General features: G+C 61.7%; 18 protein-coding genes. 15 read left to right on the plus strand and 3 right to left on the minus strand.

All coding sequences use genetic code 11. The annotated features are described in order from the left end of the window. Positions 1-53: 53 nt before the first annotated feature. The 12 genes from pyrH (at position 54) to lpxB (ending at position 11763) form a co-directional block, all read left to right on the plus strand. Positions 54-779 carry a UMP kinase gene (gene pyrH / locus LOKVESSMR4R_RS06935; protein ID WP_087206960.1) on the plus strand — a complete coding sequence of 242 codons (726 nt, stop codon included), beginning with the start codon at positions 54-56 and terminating at the stop codon, positions 777-779. Positions 780-852: 73 nt separating this feature from the next. Next, the gene (gene frr / locus LOKVESSMR4R_RS06940; RefSeq protein WP_087206962.1) at positions 853-1416 is read left to right on the plus strand and encodes a ribosome recycling factor; all 564 of its coding nucleotides are present in this window, start codon (positions 853-855) and stop codon (positions 1414-1416) included. 22 nt (positions 1417-1438) lie between these two features. Further along, positions 1439-2170 (plus strand): polyprenyl diphosphate synthase, encoded by a 732-nt coding sequence (gene uppS / locus LOKVESSMR4R_RS06945; RefSeq protein ID WP_087206964.1) that lies wholly within the window; start codon positions 1439-1441, stop codon positions 2168-2170. Positions 2171-2172: 2 nt separating this feature from the next. Beyond that, positions 2173-2976: a phosphatidate cytidylyltransferase gene (locus tag LOKVESSMR4R_RS06950; RefSeq protein ID WP_087206966.1), complete on the plus strand. Its 804-nt coding sequence runs from the start codon at positions 2173-2175 to the stop codon at positions 2974-2976. Beyond that, positions 2973-4142, plus strand: coding sequence for a 1-deoxy-D-xylulose-5-phosphate reductoisomerase (gene dxr / locus LOKVESSMR4R_RS06955; protein WP_087206968.1), 1170 nt, complete (start codon positions 2973-2975; stop codon positions 4140-4142). The genes LOKVESSMR4R_RS06950 and dxr overlap by 4 nt, the downstream gene beginning before the upstream one ends. A 4-nt stretch (positions 4143-4146) precedes the next feature. Further along, positions 4147-5481, plus strand: a complete 1335-nt coding sequence (gene rseP, locus LOKVESSMR4R_RS06960; protein ID WP_087206970.1) for an RIP metalloprotease RseP — start codon at positions 4147-4149, stop codon at positions 5479-5481. A 110-nt stretch (positions 5482-5591) separates the two neighbouring features. After that, entirely contained in the window at positions 5592-7892 is a 2301-nt protein-coding gene (bamA, locus tag LOKVESSMR4R_RS06965; RefSeq protein ID WP_087206972.1) for an outer membrane protein assembly factor BamA, read from the plus strand. Further along, positions 7892-8413, plus strand: coding sequence for an OmpH family outer membrane protein (locus tag LOKVESSMR4R_RS06970; RefSeq protein WP_087206974.1), 522 nt, complete (start codon positions 7892-7894; stop codon positions 8411-8413). The genes bamA and LOKVESSMR4R_RS06970 overlap by 1 nt, the downstream gene beginning before the upstream one ends. Positions 8414-8493: 80 nt before the next feature. Then, positions 8494-8955 carry a 3-hydroxyacyl-ACP dehydratase FabZ gene (gene fabZ, locus LOKVESSMR4R_RS06975; RefSeq protein WP_087212768.1) on the plus strand — a complete coding sequence of 154 codons (462 nt, stop codon included), beginning with the start codon at positions 8494-8496 and terminating at the stop codon, positions 8953-8955. Then, positions 8955-9737: an acyl-ACP--UDP-N-acetylglucosamine O-acyltransferase gene (gene lpxA, locus LOKVESSMR4R_RS06980; RefSeq protein ID WP_087206976.1), complete on the plus strand. Its 783-nt coding sequence runs from the start codon at positions 8955-8957 to the stop codon at positions 9735-9737. The genes fabZ and lpxA overlap by 1 nt, the downstream gene beginning before the upstream one ends. Continuing rightward, positions 9737-10615 carry an LpxI family protein gene (locus tag LOKVESSMR4R_RS06985; RefSeq protein WP_087206978.1) on the plus strand — a complete coding sequence of 293 codons (879 nt, stop codon included), beginning with the start codon at positions 9737-9739 and terminating at the stop codon, positions 10613-10615. Before lpxA ends, LOKVESSMR4R_RS06985 begins: the two co-directional genes overlap by 1 nt. Continuing rightward, a complete protein-coding gene (gene lpxB, locus LOKVESSMR4R_RS06990; protein WP_087206981.1) occupies positions 10612-11763 on the plus strand; it encodes a lipid-A-disaccharide synthase in 1152 nt (383 codons plus the stop codon). The genes LOKVESSMR4R_RS06985 and lpxB overlap by 4 nt, the downstream gene beginning before the upstream one ends. Here lpxB and LOKVESSMR4R_RS06995 read toward each other — a convergent pair. The 3 genes from LOKVESSMR4R_RS06995 to LOKVESSMR4R_RS07005 form a co-directional block, all read right to left on the minus strand. Next, a complete protein-coding gene (locus tag LOKVESSMR4R_RS06995) occupies positions 11689-12609 on the minus strand; it encodes a DMT family transporter (protein WP_087212772.1) in 921 nt (306 codons plus the stop codon). The two genes, lpxB and LOKVESSMR4R_RS06995, sit on opposite strands and share 75 nt — an antisense overlap. Positions 12610-12715: 106 nt before the next feature. Next, positions 12716-13831 carry an OmpP1/FadL family transporter gene (locus LOKVESSMR4R_RS07000; RefSeq protein ID WP_087206983.1) on the minus strand — a complete coding sequence of 372 codons (1116 nt, stop codon included), beginning with the start codon at positions 13829-13831 and terminating at the stop codon, positions 12716-12718. Positions 13832-13986: 155 nt separating this feature from the next. Beyond that, complete coding sequence (locus tag LOKVESSMR4R_RS07005; RefSeq protein WP_087212775.1) at positions 13987-14853, minus strand: DMT family transporter; 867 nt, start codon at positions 14851-14853, stop codon at positions 13987-13989. A 270-nt stretch (positions 14854-15123) separates the two neighbouring features. Between LOKVESSMR4R_RS07005 and LOKVESSMR4R_RS07010 the strand changes: the two genes are divergently transcribed. From LOKVESSMR4R_RS07010 to LOKVESSMR4R_RS07025, 3 genes are all read left to right on the plus strand, one after another. Next, positions 15124-17478: a methyl-accepting chemotaxis protein gene (locus LOKVESSMR4R_RS07010; protein ID WP_087206985.1), complete on the plus strand. Its 2355-nt coding sequence runs from the start codon at positions 15124-15126 to the stop codon at positions 17476-17478. A gap of 203 nt (positions 17479-17681) precedes the next feature. Then, a complete protein-coding gene (locus LOKVESSMR4R_RS07015) occupies positions 17682-18662 on the plus strand; it encodes a TAXI family TRAP transporter solute-binding subunit (RefSeq protein WP_087206987.1) in 981 nt (326 codons plus the stop codon). Positions 18663-19234: 572 nt separating this feature from the next. Further along, positions 19235-20215: a TAXI family TRAP transporter solute-binding subunit gene (locus LOKVESSMR4R_RS07025; RefSeq protein ID WP_087206990.1), complete on the plus strand. Its 981-nt coding sequence runs from the start codon at positions 19235-19237 to the stop codon at positions 20213-20215. Positions 20216-20309 lie beyond the last annotated feature (94 nt).

Here is a 20309-nt window from a genome sequence, read left to right on the forward strand (position 1 = left end):
CCCCGCCCCGTTTTGCGACATTTTGCGCCAAACCGGCGCGACAGGGGCTTTGCATGACCGATACACCGAAAACCACTTATAAACGCGTCATGCTGAAAATCTCGGGCGAGGCGCTGATGGGCGACACCGCCTTTGGCCTGCATCCGCCCACCGTCCAGCGCATCGCGCGCGAGGTGAAATCCGTCCATGACATGGGCGTCGAGATCTGCATGGTCATCGGCGGCGGCAATATCTTTCGCGGGCTGCAAGGCTCTGCGCAGGGCATGGAACGCACCACCGCCGATTACATGGGCATGATCGCCACGGTGATGAATGCGCTGGCGATGCAATCAGCGCTCGAGGAATTGGGCATTCATACCCGCGTGATTTCCGCCATCACCATGAACGAGGTGGCCGAACCCTATATCCGCCGCCGCGCCGTGCGGCATCTGGAAAAGAAACGCGTCTGCATCTTTGCTGCGGGCACGGGCAATCCTTATTTCACCACCGATACGGCGGCGACCCTGCGCGCCAATGAAATGAATTGCGAGGCGATTTTCAAAGGCACCAAGGTCGACGGCGTCTATGACAAGGACCCGGTCAAACATGCCGATGCGGTGCGTTACGATGTGGTCAGCTATGACGAGGTGCTGCAAAAGCATCTGGGCGTGATGGATGCCAGCGCCATCGCTTTGGCGCGTGACAATGACCTGCCGATCATCGTGTTTTCGCTGGATGAACCGGGCGGGTTCAAGGGGATTCTGGCCGGTGAAGGCACCTATACCACCGTGCGCGACTAAGCCTGTCTATACAAGAGGGCGGCATTGGCTTAGACGGACACAACGCCGCGCGTGACCAAGGAAGACCAAGAACATGGCTGATGAATTTGAACTCGATACCGATGATCTGGCCCGCCGCATGGACGGGGCCATCGCCAATCTGCGCGTGGAACTGGCGTCCTTGCGCACGGGGCGGGCGTCCGGCTCTATGCTGGAACCGATCATGGTCGATGCCTACGGCTCGCCCACGCCGATCAACCAGGTCGGCACCGTCAACGTGCCCGAACCGCGCATGGTGACGATCAACGTCTGGGACAAGGCATTGGTCGGCAAGGTGGAAAAAGCGATTCGTGACAGTGGCTTGGGGATCAATCCGCAGCTGAACGGCACGATCATCATGCTGCCGATCCCTGAATTGAACGAAGAACGCCGCCGCGAGCTGACCAAGGTCGCGGGGCATTACGCCGAAAGCGCGCGGGTCTCGATCCGCAACCTGCGCCGCGACGGGATGGATCAGATCAAAAAGGCCAAGGCCGATGGTCTGTCCGAGGATGACCAGAAATTCTGGGAAGCCACCGTGCAGGAAATCACCGATGCCCATATCAAGGCCGTCGATGAAACGCTTGAGACCAAGCAAGCCGAAATCATGCAGGTCTAAGGACCGCGCGGAAGGGGCCGGAATGCGCCAGCAGATGGACGAGACCAGTGTCACCGGCCCCGCGCATGTCGCGATCATCATGGATGGCAATGGCCGCTGGGCACAGCAACGCGGTCGGCCGCGGCTGTTTGGCCATCATGCGGGCGCGCGCCGTGTGCGCGAAATCTTGCAGGCCTGCCCGGATCACGGGGTCAAATACCTGACGCTTTTCGCCTTTTCGACCGAGAATTGGAAACGCACCCAGACCGAGGTTGCGGGGCTGATGCTGATGTTTCGCAAATATATCCAGCGCGAGGCGCGCGCGCTTGTCGATAACGGCGTGCGGGTGCGTTTTATCGGTGACCGCATCCGGCTGGATGACAAGCTGGTCAGCCTGATGGATGAATTGGAATTGCTGACCGCCGGCAATGATCTGATCCATCTGACCATCGCGCTGAATTACGGCGGCCGCGACGAGGTGACCCGCGCCGCCAAACGCCTTGCCTATGAGATAGAGATGGGCCGCCTGACCCATAAGGATGTCGATGCCGAAACGCTGGCGCGGTTTCTTGATACCCATGTGCTGCCCGACCCCGATCTGGTGATCCGCACCAGCGGCGAGGCGCGGATTTCCAATTTCCTGCTGTGGCAATCGGCCTATGCGGAATATGAATTCGTCGATACGCTCTGGCCCGATTTCACCGCCGCCGAATTCGGCCGGGTGCTGGTGCGCTATGGACAGCGCGAACGCCGCTTTGGCGCCGTGCCGGTCTAAGAATGACCGGCCTGCCGCCACATCCCGCCAAATGGGGCGATCTGAGCATCCGCATCGCATCCAGCGTGGCGATGACCTTGATCGGCGCGGTCGGCATCATTCTGGGCGGTATCTGGTTCCAGATGCTGGTGGTTTTTGTCAGCGCGGTGATGGTCTGGGAACTCTGGATGATGATCCGCCCGGCCGAGCCGACCAAGGGGATGCTTTTGGCCGCGCTGGTGGCTTCGGTCATGTCGGGGCAATTGGGCTATGACAGCCATTGGGGGCTGTTGTTGTTTCTGGTCGCCCCGCTGATCGGCGCCACGCAATTGCGCACCGAGATCAAGACCTTCTTTGTCTTCGCGCTTGGCATCCAGCTGGCGGGCTGGGGGCTGGTGCATTTTCGCGCCGATTACGGCTTTACCTGGCTGTTGTGGCTGATGTCGGTGGTGATCGTAACCGATGTTTTCGGCTATTTCGCGGGCAAGGCCTTTGGCGGGCCGAAATTCTGGCCGCGCTACAGCCCCAAGAAAACATGGTCCGGCACCGCCGCAGGCTGGATCGGCGCGGCGCTGGTGGGGGGGATTTTCATGCTCTTTACCAATGTCGGGCTGGTGATCGTGCCGATTTCCATGGCGCTTAGCTTTGCAGGCCAGATGGGTGATATTGCCGAAAGTGCCTTGAAACGCCGGATGGGGGTCAAGGATAGCTCTACGCTGATCCCCGGCCATGGCGGGCTGTTCGACCGCTTTGATGCGCTGCTGGGCGGGGCTTTGTTCATGCTGCTGGTCGCTGATGTCTTTGACATTCCCGGGGTCGCATTTTGAGGCGGATCACCCTGTTCGGCGCCACCGGATCGGTCGGGCAAAGCGCGGTGGACCTGATCGCGCGCGATCTTGACGCCTATCAGGTCGTGGCCCTGACCGGTGGTAACAACATCGCCCAATTAGCTAGCGATGCCATTGCCTTGCGCGCCGAACTTGCGGTGACTTGTCATGACAATTGCTATGCCGCGTTAAAGGATGCGCTGGCAGGCACGGGTATCGCTGTCGCCGCGGGTGAGGCCGCGATCAAGGATGCCGCAGCGCGCCCTGTCGATTGGGCGCTATCGGCGATCATCGGATCGGCGGGGCTGGTGCCGGGCATGAATGCGCTGGATCACGGCAATACGCTGGCGCTGGCCAATAAGGAATCTTTGGTCACGGCGGGGCCTTTGCTGATGGCGCGGGCCAAGGCATCTGGGGCCACGATTCTGCCCGTGGATAGCGAACATTCCGCCGTGTTTCAGGCGCTGGTGGGCGAAGATATGGCCGCCGTTGAACGCGTGATCATCACCGCCAGCGGCGGCGCATTCCGCGACTGGCCCAAGGACAGGCTGGCAAGCGCCACCTTGGCGCAGGCATCCAGCCATCCCAATTGGGACATGGGGCAGCGGATCACGATCGATTCCGCATCCATGTTCAACAAGGCGATGGAACTGATTGAAACCAAAGAATTCTTTGGCGTGCCTTCCAGCATGATCGAAGTGCTGGTGCACCGCGAAAGCCTGATCCATGCGCTGGTGGGCTTTCATGATGGCGCGCTGATGGCCCATGTCGGCCCGCCCGATATGCGCCATGCCATCGGCTATGCGCTGCATTGGCCGCAGCGGCGGCATCTGCCGGTCGAAAGGCTGGATCTGGCCAAGATCGGATCGCTGAGCTTTGAAGCCCCCGACGAGGACCGCTATCCCGCGCTGGCGCTGGCGCGCTATGTGATGGACACGGGCGGTCTGGCGGGGGCGGTGTTCAACGCGGCCAAGGAACGCGCGCTGGATGCTTTCATCGCCGGAGAGATCGGATTTTTGCAGATGGCGGCGGTGGTTTCCGCGACGCTGGACAAAATGTCATCGCGCGACGGGCTGCAAATCCGCGATATGACCCTAGATGACGTGCTAGAGGCCGACAGGCTGGCGCGCATCTATGCGGGCGAAATCGCAAGACAGATAGGATGATTTTTTGGACCTGACGCAATTCGTGCCGGTTTTCGGCAATTTCGCCTTTATGATCGTGGCGTTCGTCGTGGCCCTGTCCGTCATCGTCGCGATCCATGAATATGGGCATTATATCGTGGGCCGCTGGTGCGGCATCCATGCAGAGGTGTTCTCGCTTGGCTTTGGCCCGGTGATCTATAGCCGCAGGGATGCGCGCGGCACGCTTTGGCAGGTCGCGGCCTTGCCCTTGGGCGGCTATGTCAAGTTTCTGGGCGATGCCAATGCCGCCAGCGTCGGGTCGGATGACAGCGTGGGCGCAGACGATGCCCGCCGCACGATGGCAGGCGCGCCGCTTTGGGCGCGCACGCTGACCGTGGCGGCGGGGCCTTTGTTCAATTTCATCCTGGCCATCGCGATCTTTACCGGATCTTTGATGTATCAGGGCCGGGTGGCGGACCCGTTCACCATCGGCGATATCCGCCCCTTGCCCGCGCAATTCCAATCCGAGCTGCGCGCAGGCGATATCGTGCATAGCGTTGCGGATGTGGCCTTTGCCGATCCGGACCGGCAGGTTTCGTTGCTGGATCTGCTGCCCTTGCAGCCGCGCCTGACCTATCAGATCACCCGCGACGGGCGGCGCATGGCGGTGGACGGGCCTTATCCGATGCCGCCGCTGATTTCCGCGCTGGCCCCGCGCTCTGCGGCTGATACGGCGGGTCTGCGGATTGGCGATGTGATCACGGCCGTGGATGGCGATGCGATCTTCGGCTTTCCGCAATTGCAGGACAAGGTGATCAATGCCCAAGGCGCGCCGCTGGACCTGACGGTCTGGCGCGGCGGGCAGATCGTGCATGTGACCCTGTCACCGCGCATCACCGACGAACCCCAGCCCGGCGGAGGCTTTGCCCAAAGCTACCGGATCGGGATTGTCGGGGATGTGATGTTCACCCCGCAGACCGAGGCTTTGGGGCTGATCGCGGCCGGCAGGCTGGGGGTCGAGGGGCTGTGGAGCACCGCCACCACATCGCTGTCGGCACTGCGCCATATCATCATCGGCCAGATTTCCACCTGCAACCTGTCCGGCCCTGTCGGGATCGCGGAAACCAGCGGGTCGATGGCGCGCCAAGGCACGCAAAGTTTCATCTGGTTTATTGGGGCCTTGTCGGCAGCGGTTGGGCTGATCAACCTGTTTCCGATCCCGGTGCTGGATGGCGGTCATCTGATGTTTTACGCCTATGAGGCCGTGACCCGCCGCAAGCCCAGTGACCGCGCCGTGCAGGTCTTTATGGTGATCGGTCTGGGGCTGATCCTGACGATGATGTCCTTTACCATCCTGAACGACACGATCTTTTGTCCCTGACCCCGTAACAGCGACCGGCAAAGCGGCGCTTTGCAGCGCTTTGTCGTTTTGACATCGGGCTTTATTGCGGCTACTCCCTTGGCCAATGGGATGTCAGACAGGCGGACGAAATGCAGGTATTTGGTGGGCGCGCTTGGGCGCAGGGCGTGGCAAAAGCGCGGGTGGTTGCGACGGTGACGGGTCTGGCGGTGCTGTCCGCAGGGGCCACGGGCGCGCAGGACTTTGCCTTTAACGCCGTGACGATCGAAGGCAACCAGCGCGTTGCCGATGGCACGATCCTGTCCTTTGCGGGGATCAGCGCGGGCACAGCGCTGTCAGCGGCCGCATTGAACACCGCAGGCCAGCAGATCCGCGCATCGGGCCTGTTCGAGAGCGTCGAGCTGGTCCCGCAAGGCGGCAGCCTGATGATCCGCGTGGTGGAATTTCCCACGATCAACCGCATCAGCATCGAAGGCAATACCCGCATCCGCGACGCCCAATTGCTGCCGCTTTTGCAAAGCGAGCCGCGCCGCGCCTTTAACCCGGTGCAGGCCGAGGCCGATACCAATGCGATCACCCAGGTCTATGCCAGCCAGGGCCGGATCAATGCGGTGGTGACGCCGCGGATCATCCGTCTGTCCGACAACCGCGTCGATCTGGTCTTCGAAGTCACCGAATCCGGCGTGACCGAGATCGAGCGTATTTCCTTCCTTGGCAACCGTACCTATTCCGAAGGCCGTTTGCGCCGTGTGCTGGACACCAAACAGGCAGGCTTGCTGCGGGCGCTTGTTGCGCGTGATACATTCTCGCCCGACCGGGTGGCGCAGGACCGGCAGCTGTTGACAGATTTCTACCTGTCGCGCGGCTTTGCCGATTTCGAGGTGCTCAATGTCGATGTGACCCTGACCCCGCAGCGCGATGCCTATCTGGTGACCTATAATATCCGCGAAGGCCAAAGGTTCAATTTTGGCGATGTCACCGTCAGCAGCACGATCCCTGGCGTTGATCCGACCGTGTTTCAGGATGCGATCCGCACCCGTCCGGGTGCTGTCTATTCGCCGGTGACGATTGACACCGATATCACCCGGCTGGAACGGCTGGCCGTGCAGCGCAATGTCAATTTCCTGCGGGTCGAACCGCGCATCACCCGCAATGACCGCGCGCTGACGCTGGACCTTGAATATGTGCTGATCGAAGGGCCGCGCGTCTTTGTCGAACGGATCGACATTCAGGGCAACAGCACCACGCTGGACCGCGTGATCCGCAATGAAATCCGTGTGGTCGAGGGCGACCCGTTCAACCCGCGCGAAATTCGCGATTCCGCGCGCCGCATCCGGGCCTTGGGTTTCTTTGAAAACGCCACCGTCGATACGCGGCAGGGGTCTTCGGCCAATCAGGTGATCGTCGATGTGGGGGTGACCGAAGGGCCGACAGGCACGCTCAGCTTTGGGGCCAATTACAACACCGATACCGGGATCGGGCTGCTGGCCTCTTATGGGCAGCGCAATTTCCAAGGGCGCGGCCAGCGGCTCGATTTCGACATCTCGACCGCCGAGACCAACCAGCGGCTGAGCTTTCGCTTTGCCGAGCCGCAATTGTTGGGCCGCGACCTGCGCGGCGGGCTGGAATTTTCCTATCGCCAGACCAATAATGAAAACGCCAGCTATGACACCCAGAATGGGCGGTTCAGCCCCTCTTTGGCCTTCCCGGTCAGCGATAACGGGCGCTTGTCGGTGTTTTATGCCTTCAACTATGCCGATCTGACCAATGTCGCCACCTCCAGCAGCCAGATCCTGCGCGACGAGGAAAACATCGGCGCGGTGGCGACCAATTCGCTGGGCTATAGCTATAGCTGGGATTCGCGCCGCGCGGGGATTGACCCCAATACCGGCTATATCCTGCGCTTTGGGCAGGAATTCGGCTTTGGGGATGCGCAATTCATCCAGACCACCGCCTTTGCCGGTGCCGAAACCAAGCTGCTGAACGAGGAATTGACGCTGCGCGCCAGCATCGAAGGCGGCTATCTGGATTATCAAGAGGGCCAAAGCCGCGTGACCGACCGGTTTTTCCTTGGCAGCCGCCTGATGCGCGGCTTTGAGGCGGGCGGGATCGGCCCGCGTGCGCAGGACGGCGATGATGCGATCGGCGGCAATGCCTTTGCCGTGGCCCGGCTAGAGGCGGAATTCCCGCTGGGGCTGCCCAGCGAATATGGCCTCTCGGGGGGTGTGTTCTATGATTACGGGTCAGTCTGGGATTCAGGCTATGCCGGGCAGGTCGATTACGACGATTTCACCGCGCGCTCGGTGATTGGTGCCTCACTGTTCTGGACCACGCCGATTGGGCCGCTGCGGTTTAACTTTACCGAGCCTCTCGATGTGCAGGACCGTGACAAGACCCGCGCCTTCGACGTCACCATCTCGACCAGTTTCTGATGCGTTTCTGGGCGGCGATTGCGGTCTGGCTGGTGCTGGCCTTGCCTTTGGCCGCCCAGCAATCGGGGCCGCAGGTGCTGATCGTGGATAGCGACCGGTTGTTTCTTGAAACCCAATATGGCCAGCGGATCGCCAGCGATCTGGCCGCGCGCACTGCTGCTTTGCAGGCGGAAAATGACGCGATTGTCGCCGCATTGACCCAAGAGGAACGCAGCCTGACCCAGCGCCGGGCCACGATGGACCCCGCCGCTTTCCGGATCGAGGCCGCAGCCTTTGACGCCAAGGTGCAACAGGTCCGCCGCGACCGCGATGCCAAGAACGGCGAATTGGCCGCCGAAGCGGCGCAGGCGCGGGCCGCCTTTGAAGAACGCGCGCAGGCTATCGTCGCCAATCTGATGCTGGAACGCGGCGCAACCATGGTGCTGGAACAGCGCAACGTCATCTTGTCGGTGCGCGCGGCCAATATCACGGATGCCGCGATTGCGCGCATTGATGCAACGCTGGGGGCGGGCGCGCCCTAGCCGGCATGCTTGCCGTGCGCGCCGCCGCTTGCTAGGCAGTGCCAGCCCCGTCCGGGACCCGCCAAGACAAGGAACCACATATGTCCGACCCCGTCACCACCGCCGATATCCAGCTGATCCAGAAGATCCTGCCGCATCGTTACCCGTTCTTGCTGGTCGATAAGGTCCATAGTATCGACGGCACCTCCTCGGCTGTGGGGATCAAGAATGTCACCATGAACGAGCCGCATTTCCAAGGCCATTTCCCCGGCAATCCGATCATGCCCGGCGTCACCATCATCGAGGCGATGGCGCAGACATCCGCCGTGATGGTCGGCGCGTCCTTAGGGCTGATCAATGGTGATCTTTTGGTCTATTTCATGGCCATTGATGGCTGCAAATTCCGCCGCAAGGTCGTGCCCGGCGATGTGCTGGAAATGCGGGTCGAGACCACCCGCGGCAAGCCCGGCGGCAAGGTCTGGCGCTTCAAGGGTGTGGCCAGTGTCGATGGTGAACTGGCCGCCGAGGCGGAATTCACCGCGATGATGGACCTGCAAGCCTGATGGCGGGGATTCATCCCAGCGCGGTCATCGCGGATGGTGCGCGGATTGCGGCTGATTGCACGATTGGTCCGTTCTGCGTGATCGGTCCCGATGTGGTGCTGGGCGATGGCGTGACGCTCAAAAGCCATGTCGTTGTTGATGGCGACACCCAGATCGGGGCTGGCACCGTTGTTTTCCCGTTTTCGGTGATTGGGGAAATCCCGCAGGATCTGAAATTCGCGGGCGAAAAGACGCAGCTGCGCATCGGCGCGCGCAACCGGATCCGCGAACATGTGACGATCAACACCGGCACCGCCCAAGGCGGCGGGATCACCCGTGTCGGCGATGACGGGCTGTTCATGGCGGGCTGTCATATCGCGCATGACGCGCAGGTGGGCGACCGCGTGATCATCGTCAATAATTCTGCCGTCGCGGGCCATTGCGTGATCGAAGATGATGTCATCATCGGCGGGTTATGCGGTGTGCATCAATGGGTCCGGATCGGGCAGGGCGCGATCATTGGCGCGGTCACGATGGTGACGGCCGATGTGGTGCCGCATGGCTTGGTGCAGGGGCCGCGCGGGGTGCTGGATGGGTTGAACCTTGTCGGGCTGAAACGCAAAGGCGTGGACCGCGCCGATATCACCGCGCTGCGCGCCGCGTTCCAGATGCTCAAGGATGGCGAGGGCAATTTTCAGGACCGCGCCCGCAAGCTGGGTGATGAAACCGACAGTCCTTTCGTGCAGGATATGGTGCGCTTCATCCTTGGCCCGTCCGACCGCAATTTCCTGACGCCGGGCTGATGCTGGCGCTGATCGCAGGCACCGGCGATCTGCCGCCCGCGCTGCTGGCGCGCTTGCCCGCGCGTCCGCTGATCTGCGCCTTGCAGGGCTTTGCCCCGCAGATCACCCCCGATATCAGCTTTCGGATCGAACATCTGGGCACATTTCTGGCCGATCTGGCGGCGCGCGGCGTGACCCGCATCTGCATGGCCGGGGCGGTCACGCGGCCTGCAATCGACCCTGCACAGATTGATGCCGCGACAATGCCTTTGGTGGCGGATCTGCAAGCCGCGATGGCCAAGGGCGATGATGGCACCCTGCGCGGGGTGATCGCGATCTTGGAAAAGGCAGGGTTCGCCGTGGTCGCCGCGCATGAATTGGCCCCTGATCTGCTGCCTGTCGCGGGCGTGCTGGCGGGCCATCTGACGCCGCAATTGCGGCTTGATGCGGTGCTGGGCGAACAGACGATCGCGGCGATGGGCGCGGCTGATAGCGGGCAGGCCTGCATCCTGCGCCAAGGCCGCGTGATCGCGCGCGAGGATCAGGCCGGCACTGATGCGATGATCGCGCGCTTTGCCCCTGCGGATGATCCGCTTTGGGGCGGTGTCGATCTGATGGGCGATCTTTTGGGCACGGCGGCTGAATGGCTGTCAGGGCCGGATGGCACGCCGGTCGATGCGCGCGGTGCGATGCTGTTCAAGGCCCCCAAACCCGCGCAGGACCGCCGCGCCGATCTGCCGGTGATCGGGCCGGAAACCGCGCGCGGGGCCGTTGCCGCGGGCCTGTCGGCTATCGTGGTCGAGGCCGGCGGCGTCATCGTGCTGGATGCGCCGCAGGTCATCGCCACGCTGGAACGGGCAGGGGCCTGTTTCTGGGTCCGCCCCAAAGGTGGCGCATGAAGGTTTTCGTGATCGCGGGCGAGGCCTCGGGCGACAAGCTGGGGGCTGCGCTGATGGCGGGGCTGCGCCAGCTGCGCCCTGACGTGACCTTTGACGGGGTGGGTGGGCCGCTGATGCAGGCCGCAGGGCTGGTCAGCCGCTTTCCGATGGATGAACTCAGCGTCATGGGGCTGGCCGAAATCCTGCCCAAATACCGCGCGTTGAAACGGCGGATCGCGCAGATGGCCGAGGCCGTGGTGCAGATGCAGCCCGATGTGCTGATCACCATCGACAGCCCCGATTTCTGCCTGCGGGTGGCCAAACTGGTCAAGGCGCGCAGTGCCATCCGCACGGTGCATTACGTCGCCCCCACCGTCTGGGCATGGCGGCCCAAACGGGCGGCGCATATGGCGCATCATATCGACCATGTTCTGGCGCTCTTCCCGTTTGAACCACCTTTGATGCAGGCCGCAGGCATGGCTTGCGATTTCGTTGGCCATCCGGTGGTGACCGACCCGCTGGCCAGCGCCGAAGAGGCCGCCGCTTTGGGGGATGGCACCGTCATTCTGGTGCTGCCCGGCAGCCGCAAAGGCGAGGTCACACGCCTTGCGCCGCGTTTCGGGCAGGTGGCCGCGCGGATCGCGGCGCAGGTGCCCGATGCGCGCTTTGTCATTCCCACGACGGCCAATGTGCATGATCTGGTGCAGGCGCAGGTGGCGGATTGGTCCGTGCCGGTCACCGTGCTGCCGCCTGCCAGCCCGCTGAAACCCGCATGGTTCCGCCGCGCGGATGTGGCGCTGGCGGCCTCTGGCACCGTGTCGCTGGAACTGGCGGCCAATGGCACGCCGATGGTGATCGCCTATGATATGGCCTGGCTGAGCCGGATCATCATCAGCCGCATGCTGCTGGTCGATAGTGTGACGCTGGTCAATCTGGTCAGCGATACCCGCGTGGTGCCCGAATTCATCGGCGCGGATTGTCAGCCTGCGCCGATTGCCGCTGCGGTGCTGGATGTGCTGGCCAATCCGACCGCACAGCAGGCGGCGATGGATCTGACCATGGACAGGCTGGGGCGCGGGGGGGATGCGCCGGGGCTACGCGCGGCGCGCGCGGTGCTGGATCGCCTTGACCACGCGGCCATCATGGATCACCAGCCCCGTCGCCAGTAGCGCGAAACCGGCATAGGCGCGCAGCGGCAGCGCCTCGCCCAGCACGATCGCACCCAGGCTGATCGCCACCGGCGCGACCAGCAAGGTCACCAGCATCAGATTGCCGCTGCCCGCCGTGGCCAGCACCCGGTAATACAGCAGATAGGCCAGCGCCGTGGCCATGACCGCATAATAGCCGATGGCGGCCCAGGTCTGCGGCTGCAAGGCCAGGCTGATCGGCCCCTCGACAGCCGTGGCCAGCGGCAGGGCGATCAGGCTCGATCCGGTCAACATGCCCGCAGCGGCGACCTGCGGCGTCAGGCCCGCCAAGGTCTTGCGCGCCCAGACCCCCGCGCAAGCATAGCTGATCGCACCGCCCAGCACCGCGATCTGGCCCAAGGACCGCAGGTCGAACTGGGTCAGCGCCTGCAGGCCAATGGCCGTGGCCACACCCAGAAACCCAAGGCCAACCCCGATGGTCTTGCGCAGGGTCAGCCGTTCATCCGCCAGAAAGATTGCCGCCGTGATCGTGCCGAAAATCGCGGTCGAGGCATTCATGATCGCGGTCAGCCCGGTTTCGATATGCAATTGCCCCCAGGCCATCAGGCTGAACGGGATCACATTGTTCAACAAGCCCATCACCACAAACGCGCCCCAGATCGCGGGGCTGCGCGGCAGCGGCAGGCGGCGGATCGCGACATAGGCCCAGAGGATCAGCATCGCCCAGAACGTCCGATGCGCGACCGAGGTCAGCGGCCCGATCTCCTCTAATGCGACATGCACCGACAGAAAGGACGCGCCCCAGATCAGCGACAGGATCAAAAGATCGGCCCAGGCACGGCCGGACATGGTTTTCTGGACAAGCATCATGGCGATGGTTTGATCCTGTGCGCGCGCCAGCGCAACCCGGATCATGCGTCAAAACAAAAGCCCCGCCGGTCAGGGCAGGGCTTTTGCAGATTATCGGGTCAGATCAATAGGTATAGGCGACCTTCAAACCCAGTGCGACAGCGCTATTGTCGGTGAAACTGGCGCGGGCTGTGTCGCTGGTCTGTGCCGAGGCATCCCCCAGCGCGATGTAACGCAGACCACCCGAGACGATGACATTGTCCATCGTATATTGCGCGCCCAGAGCGACGGAATAATTGCCGTTCGTGGGTGCCAGCGGCGAGACCAGATCATCGCCCTCTGGCTCATAGCCGATGCTGAACGATCCCGACCAGACATCGCTGAACCGGCGCCCGACGCCCAAAGTATAGCCGAAACCATCCTCGATATTGGTCAGGGACCTACCGCTGGTTGCCACGCCAAAGTTCTGCGGGATCACCTTAGTCACACTATATTCCGCCCAGCGGATCGAGCCGAACAACAGCGTATCAGCCGCGATGCCAGTCTGGAAATCAAGGTTCACCGCCTGCGGTGTCGTGACCTTTGTATCCGCTGTTGACCCCAGATTGTCGGTCGTCGCGAATTCATGGTCAATCTCGGAGAAATAGGTCAAGGCAACGCGCAGGGCGATATCGGGCACCTCATAGGCCGCGCCGATAGCATAGCCATAGCCGGTGTCACGATCCAGCGTCACCGAATAGCCGTTGATACCTGTCGGAGGCGAGTTCGCCCCATAGGCGGCACCGCTCAAAGTGACCTTGCCCTCGATCGATTGGGCGCGGATCCCGCCGTGAAAGCTCAGGTTTTCATTCATCTTGTAGCGCAGCAAGCCGGTAAAGGCGACCGAATCCAGCGTGGCCGTGGTGCCGCCCAGCGCTGTGGATTGCCCGACCGGATAGGCCACATCTGCGCCATAAGGCTCGTCCACGATCAACGCGAAGGACAGCTGGTCGGATAGGTCGGTCTTATAGCCCAGACCCATGATGCTGTAATCTTTCGCGACATTGCCGGTGTCTCTTGACCCGAAGATGGTAACATCCGTGCCGCTGACGCTGGGCATGACGCGGCCAAAGCTCAATTCGGCATAATTGCCGTTTTGAAAGATGACCCCGATATTCTGTGCCGAGCGGTCCAACCCGACCGCCTGTGCCACGGACGTCGTCATCAGCAAGGCTGCGCCGACGGTAAGTACCTGTTTCATGTGCTCTCCCCCATTCTGTCTGAATTCTGTGCACAAACCGTAGGGAGTGCTCAATCGTTACGTCAATTAATGACGCAACGTCACCTTGTCGTGATGTCGTAGCGTAACAAAATTTTGCAATGCTGCATTGCAGCGCAATAAATGAACCAATGGGTTCAGTTTTGCACCCTGCGGCCCACATGGCGGATATTGATGTAATTGCCCAGGAAAATCAGCACTGCTCCGGCAAAGACCAGCACTTCCAGCGGTTCATCATAAAGGACCATCCCCACCACCGCGATGGCGGGCAGGCGCACGAAATCCAGCGGCATGACGGTGCTGGCAGGCGCAAGGCTCAGTGCTTTGGTCAGGCAGAAATGCGCGACCAGCCCCGCGACGCTGATCACCACGACCCATGGCAGGATCGCCCGCGAGGGCACCGCGATATCGCCGTCATAGCCCGCACAGACCAGCCCAAAGACCGCCTGGGTCAGCGTCAGGAAACACAGGATCGAGGTGATCCCTTCGGTCCGCGTCAGCTTGCGCGTGAAAATCGCGCTGAGTGCAAAGAACACCGCACAGCCCGCTGCGGCCAGCAATCCGGGGCTGAGATTGGTGGGATCGGGGCGCGCCACGATCACGATACCGACAAAGCCGATCAGTGCGGCGATCAACCCCAATCCGGTCAGCCTTTCCTGCAAGATCAGCGGCGACAGCAGCATCACCCAGATCGGCGTGGTGAATTCCAGGGCAAAGACCTGCGCCAGCGGGATCGTGATGATCGCGTAAAACCACAGGTTCTGGCCGGTGAAATGGCAGATGTTGCGCAAAAGATGCAGCCGCAGCTTGCGGAACCGGATGGTGCGGATCGCCCCGGAATATGACGCAACAGCCAGCACGATCACAATGCCGATCAGGCTGCGAAACAGCATGATCTCGAATGTGTCCAGTTCCGCGCTGACGCTGCGCCCTGCAATGGCCATGGTGGTAAAGGCGATGATCGCGCCGATCATCCACAGGGCGGCCTGTGTCGTGTTGCTCATCTTGAAACCTGACAGGGACATCTGCGCCTTGCGCGCCGGCCCCTTTTGACAGGGTGGGGTGATTTTGCAAGCGCCGGCCCAAGGCGCAACAGCGCGGCGGCTGCGGCTGCGCGGGCGTCGGGCGGGCCGATCCGGCCGCTTGGACAAACCGGCGCTGGCTGGATTATCCATTGCTTTCAATGCGTTGAAAAAACTTCTGCCGCTTAAGCGGTTCTTAATCGCTCTGGGGGATAACACCCCTGATCTGATTGTTCGGTGTGAGAGGTATTTATGCGCAATCTCAGTTCTATCCCCCTGTCCCGCAAGCTACCTGTCATTATCGCAGGTATCGGCCTGGCCGCGGCTGTCGCTGTGTCCGTGCTTAGCTATTATGATTTTCGCAAAACGATGCTGGAATCGGCCACGGCCAATTTCGAAGTCATCGCCGATGAACGCGGCATGGGCATCGAAACCTGGCTGGACGAGCTTGATCGCAATATGCAGGCCTATGCCAACATGCCAACCATCATTGATGCGGCGCAGGCGCTGTCATCCTCTTTCGGCATGTTGGACAATGCCGCCGATCTGCAATCGTCCTATATTGCCAATAATCCCCATCCTGCGGGCCAGAAAGCATTGCTTGACCGCGCGCCAGAGCTGCTGCCGTACAATTTCCATCACGGCGTGCTGCACCCGTTCTTTCGCAATGTCGTCGCATCGGGGGGGTATAGCGATGTCTATCTGCTGAACATGGCAGGCGATCTTGTCTATTCCTATGCCAAGAATTCCGATTTCGCGACCAGCCTCGTGTCGGGTCCCTATCGGGACACGGGCCTGGGTCAAGCCTTCCGCGCCGCGCGTGATGGCACTGTGGGAGAGGTCTATTTTTCGGATTACGCAGCCTATCAGCCCGGCGGCGGCGTTGCGGCCTTTTTGGCGACCCCGGTGCAAAACAACGAAGGGGTGATCGTCGGGATTTATGCCGCGCAGCTGTCGCCCGCCAATCTTGACCGGATCGTGAACCGCGAAGTGGGGCTGGGGGCAACCGGCCAGATCTATGTCGTCGGTGCCGATATGAAAACGCGCAGCGACTCGCGGTTTGCAGGCCGGTTTGACGCTTTGCATGACGCCAGCGGATTGCCGCAGGTCACGGCAGGTGTCGCAGGGACCGCGATGGCCTTTGAAAATGTGCCGGGGATCAACGGTCAACCCGTCATTGCCAAGGTTGTCGATATCGACGTGCTTGGCACGCGCTGGTGGGTCATCGGCGAAATGGACGTGGCAGAGGTGATGATCCCTGTGGATGAGATCCGCACCAAGAAAGCCTTGCTGGCCTTGGTCGTCATGGGGCTGGCTGCGCTCATGGGCTATCTGACCGCGCGTTCTGTGCTGGGGCCTTTGGAACGGTTGCGTGACGGGATGGGCCGGGTGGCGCGGCGCGAATATGACGGGATCGTGCCGGATACCGGGCGCGGCGATGAATTGGGCGTGCTGGCCAAGGCCCTGGTCGATTTTCGCGATAAGCTGCAGGCCTCTGATGCGGCCGAACAGGAACGCAAGAAAGTGCAGGCCGAACAGGCGCGTGTCGTTCAGGAATTGAGCAAGGCAATGGTCGCCTTGGCCGAGGGTGATCTGACAGCTGTCATTCAGCAGCCCTTTGACGAAAGCTACGAACAGCTGCGGCTGGATTATAACCGGACCGTCGCCAACCTGAGCACGACCGTCGGGTCGGTTGTCACCAGCGCGGTCGGCATCCGCGAACGCGCCCTCGAGATGAGCAGTTCATCTGACGACCTGTCGCGCCGGACCGAGAATCAGGCCGCCACATTGGAAGAAACCGCCGCCGCATTGGACGAGCTGACGGCAAGCGTGCGCTCTGCTGCTGACGGCGCGCGCGAGGTGGAATCCATTGTGACGAATGCCCAGGATGATGCCGTCGCCAGTGAACCGGTTGTGCAAAAGGCGGTTGCCGCGATGACCGCGATCGAAAAATCCTCGGATGAAATCTCGCAGATCGTCGGCGTGATCGATGATATCGCCTTCCAGACCAATCTGCTTGCGCTGAATGCGGGGGTCGAGGCCGCCCGCGCTGGGGATGCCGGCCGCGGTTTCGCGGTGGTCGCATCCGAGGTGCGCGCGCTTGCGCAACGCTCTTCGGAGGCGGCCAAGCAGATCAAGACATTGATCGCGGGCAGTTCCGATCAGGTCGCCAATGGCGTCAGCCTGGTCGGCGAGGCGGGCGAGGTTCTGACACGGATCGCGAAACATATCAGCCATATCTCGGGGCTGATCTCTGAAATCGCGGCAGGTGCTGCGGAACAATCGACAGGTCTGGCCGAGATCAATATCGGGGTCACCCAGCTGGACAAGGTAACGCAGCAAAACGCCGCCATGGTCGAAGAAGCGACAGCCAGCAGCCATGCGTTGAACGCCGAGGCGGGCAATCTGGGCGAACTTGTCGCGCGGTTCCAGCTGGACAGCACGACAGCCCCCGCTGCCGCCGCGCCGTCACGCCCTGCCGAAAATGTCATGGTGTTCCAATCGCCACGCAGCCAGCAGAAACCCGCCAAGCCAGCCGCCGCCGCGATGTCTGGCACCTATGGCCGGACCGAAAGCGCCGGCAATGATGATTGGCAGGACTTTTAACCCATCATCAAGGTCCAATTTGCGGGCGCCCGTGACGGCGCAACCCTGACCCAGGGCGCCCGTAACCCCACCCACGGCAGCGCAAGACCGGCGATCACCGCCATTGGCCAGCGCCGCCGTGATCTTCTTGGGCACATCGATCTGCGAATGCACGTCATGCCTGCAGTAAAGCTCTTTTTGACCTATCATCCTGGAGGAATGCGATGATCAAATCTATCCTTGGCACATCAGCCATTGTCATCATGGCGGCTTGGCCCGCCTTGGCCCAAAATGTTGACCGGACCGGCTGGCCCAGCAGTTTCACACTTGGCACGGCCTCGCAGGGCGGCACGTTTTTCGTTTATGGTTCGGGCTATGGCAACCTGATTGCCGAAGAATTGGGCCTGCGCGTCGGTATCGAAATTACCGGTGGCGCGATGCAGAACATGGCCTTGGTCCATACCGGCGAGGCTGATATGGGGATGACCACATTGGGCCCCGCACAAGCCAGCATCGCAGGCCGCAGCCCGCTGGTTCCGGGCCTGGAGATGACCAATGTCTGCGCGCATTTCCCGATGTATGAAACCCCGTTCCACGCGGTGGCCTTGGCCAGTTCCGGCATCACCGCGCTAAGCGAGATCCCCGCAGGCGCCCGCATCGGATTCGGGCCGGCAGGATCGACAGGTGATACCTATTTCCCCGAAATGATCACCGCGCTGAACATCCCCTTCGAGCATCGTAATGGCGATTGGAACGAATTGGGGCGCCAGTTGAAAGATGGTCAGATCGATGTGATCGGCTTTGCCGCCGGTGTGCCGGTTCCGCAGGTGGCCGAGCTTGAGGCATCGACTGCGGTGAATATCATCGAATTCACCGCCGAAGAACAGGCGCTGATGACCGCGCTATTCCCGGTGGCCGATTACACCATCCCCGCCCGGACCTATGCCAGCCGCAGCGCGCCTGCGCGCGCGGTATCGATGTGGAATTTTGCCATCGTCAATTGTGATCTGCCCGAAAGCTTTGTCTATGAAGCGACCCGCGTCGTCATGCAGGGCAATGCCCGGATGATGCAGATCAATGCCGCGGCGGCGACCACCGTGTTTGAAAACTGGGACAAGAATACCGTGATCCCCTGGCATCCGGGCGCTGCGCGTTGGTTCATTGAAAACGGTGCGTCCATTCCGGCGGAGATGATCAAGTCGTAAACGGGGCAGGCTGTTAGCAGATCACGCCTTATGCAGATCACGGTGGAAGCAGATCAGCTCGTCAGCGGATCGCATCGTTTGGATATCCATTCATAAACAGAGGACGCTGTTAGCAGTTCACGCCCTATGCAGATCAGGCTGCTAGCAGATCACGCCATAAGCAGATCGCAATATTTGCAGGCCATGCCGCAAACAGATCACGCCGACAAAAAACAGGGCCGGTGCCGCTTGCATCGGCCCTGTTGCGACTTGTGCTGCCTGCGTTGTCGCGGGGCGCGCGCCGCGCCCGTTGGGTCATTTCCGGCTGCGGCATATGGTCCGATCGCCCGCAGATCCCGCGATCGCCTGTTATTTTGGCCAGCATCTGCGCCGCAGGACAGAGGATTGACCGCAGCGCGCAGGCATCTGCCGAGATATTGGGCGCAGCCTGCCATTGCAGGCGGCAAAGCGTCTTGCGACAGCTTAAGCGTTTGACAGTCTGGTCCCACTCGCTATTTTCGCGCAACGAACCGCAGGCGGCCGTCGCAAATGCGACCCGTCGCGGTTTTGCTTTATCATCTGGGAGGAATTCGATGATCAAATCTATTCTTGGCACATCAGCCATCGCACTCGTGGCAGCGCTGCCCGCCTTGGCACAAGATGTCGACCGGACCGGCTGGCCCACCAGCTTTACCGTTGGCACAGCCTCGCAGGGTGGCACGTTTTTCGTTTACGGATCGGGCTATGCCAACCTGATTTCCGAAGAATTGGGCGTCACCGGCGGTGCCGAAGTCACCGGCGGCCCGATGCAGAACATGGCCTTGGTCCATACCGGCGAGGCCGCGATGGGCATGACCACGATGGGCCCCGCACAGGTCAGCATCGCGGGCCAAAGCCCGCTGGCACCCGGTCTGGAAATGACCAATGTCTGCGCGCATTTCCCGATGTATGAAACCCCGTTCCACGCGGTGGCCCTGGCCAGCTCCGGCATCACATCGCTGAGCGAGATCCCCGCAGGCGCGCGGATCGGTTTTGGCCCGGCAGGATCGACAGGCGATACTTATTTCCCCGAGATGATGACCGCGCTGAACATCGAATTCGAACGTCGCAATGGCGGTTGGAACGATCTGGGCGGCCAGTTGCAGGATGGTCTGATCGACGTGATCGGCTTTGCCGCCGGTGTGCCGATCCCGCAGGTGGCCGAGCTTGAGGCATCCAATGATGTCAATATCATCGAGTTCACCGCCGAAGAACAGGCGCTGATGACCGCGCTGTTCCCGGTGGCCAATTTCGACATCCCCGCCGGTGCCTATGCCAGCCTGGATGCGCCCGCGCGTGCGGTGTCGATGTGGAACTTTGCCATCGTCAATTGTGATCTGCCCGAAAGCTTTGTCTATGAAGCGACCCGCGTGATCATGGAAGACAATGCACGGATGATGCAGATCCATTCCTCGGCCGCGACCACCGTGTTTGAAAACTGGGACAAGAATAGCGTGATCCCATGGCATCCCGGTGCCGCGCGTTGGTTCATCGAAAACGGTGCCGATATTCCAGCGGATATGATCAAGTCGTAAACAAGCCCAGGGCCGGCGCAGTTTGCACCGGCCCTTTTTCGAGGGGCGCTGCGCCTGCCAAGCCGGGGCACGCCCTGATTTGTATGAGGGATAT

It is taken from the genome of Yoonia vestfoldensis, from assembly GCF_002158905.1.
GTDB classification, from domain to species: domain Bacteria; phylum Pseudomonadota; class Alphaproteobacteria; order Rhodobacterales; family Rhodobacteraceae; genus Yoonia; species Yoonia vestfoldensis_B.